General features: G+C 76.3%; 2 protein-coding genes. One reads left to right on the forward strand and one right to left on the reverse strand.

Translation table 11 applies throughout. The annotated features are described in order from the left end of the window. Positions 1-568 (reverse strand): helix-turn-helix transcriptional regulator (locus ACFQ3T_RS36635; RefSeq protein ID WP_380730766.1); only part of this gene is annotated, 568 nt, incomplete at its 3' end. Positions 569-652: 84 nt separating this feature from the next. Here ACFQ3T_RS36635 and ACFQ3T_RS36640 point away from each other — a divergent pair. After that, a partial coding sequence (locus ACFQ3T_RS36640) for an aldo/keto reductase (protein ID WP_380730768.1) occupies positions 653-1,327 on the forward strand: 675 nt, incomplete at its 3' end.

Below are 1,327 nucleotides of genomic sequence, written 5' to 3' on the forward strand. Positions count from 1 at the left end.
CGCCGTCGCCCAGGTCCGCGGCGGCGCGGAGGGCGGCGGCGCGTTCGTCGGCGACCCGCTCCCAGTCCGGGAACGCCGTGCGCGCCCGCACGTCGCCGAACACGTACCGGGCCAGGTTGGGCCGCTCGACGTCGAGCAGACCCGTCGGCGCGGCGAGCCACCGGAACCCGGCCGTGCGGGCGAGCACGTCGCCCCGCGCGTCGGTGACGAACGCGGGCGAGGGTTCGAGCCGGTCGAGCAGCGCCAGCACGGTGGGCCGCACGGGACGGGGCGCCGTCGCCCCCGCGCACGTCGTGCCGCCGCCCGCCTTCACCAGCCGGTGCAGGTGGACGCGTTCGTGCGACGACAGGCGCAGCGCGTCGGCCAGCGCGCCGATGACCTGGGCCGACGGGTGCGGGTGCCGCCCGCGTTCCAGGCGGGTCAGGTAGACCACGCCGACGCCCGCGAGCGCGGCCAGCTCGGCCCGCCTGAGCCCCGGCGTGCGGCGGCGCGCGCCGGTCGGCAGCCCCACCTCGGCCGGGGTGATCGCCTCCCGACGGGCACGCAGGAACCCGCCCAACGCGTTCATGCGGGCGAGTCTAGGTCGCGCCCCGGCGCAGAGGGGTCCTCGCCGGGACTCCCTCCGCCACGCCGGCCGTCCCACGCTGGGCGCATGAGGTATCGACTCTTCGGCCGGACCGGGCTGCGCGTCTCCGAACTCCTACTCGGCACGATGGCCTTCGGCGACCCCGTCGAGGCGCGGCGGATCGTGGACGCCTACGCCGACGCGGGCGGCAACGTGCTCGACACCGCGTCGGCGTACGGCGACGGCGAGGAACTGCTCGGCTCGATCGTCGAGCGGCGCGACCGGTTCGTCATCGGCACGAAGTACACGCTGTCGCGCGACGCCGCCGACCCCAACGCGTCGGGCAACCACCGCAAGAACCTGACCGCGTCGCTGGAACGGAGCCTGCGGCGGCTGCGGACCGACTACGTCGACGTCTACTGGGTGCACATCTGGGACCGGCACACCCCGGTCGAGGAGACCATGCGCGCGCTGGACGACGCCGTCCGCGCCGGCAAGGTCCTCTACACGGGCGTCTCCGACGCGCCGGCCTGGGTCGTGGCGCACGCCAACACGCTGGCGGGGTGGCGCGACTGGACGCCGTTCGCGGGCCTCCAGGTGCCCTACAACCTGCTCAAGCGGGACGCCGAGCGGGAGTTGCTGCCGATGGCCGAGGCGCTGGGGCTGAGCGTGACCGCGTGGGCGCCGCTGGCCGCGGGCAAGCTGTCCGGCGCGGATGACGCGCCGCCGGGGTCGCCGCGTCCGCGCCGCGTCGACCCGGCC

This window comes from Saccharothrix hoggarensis (assembly GCF_042678885.1).
GTDB classification, from domain to species: domain Bacteria; phylum Actinomycetota; class Actinomycetes; order Mycobacteriales; family Pseudonocardiaceae; genus Actinosynnema; species Actinosynnema hoggarensis.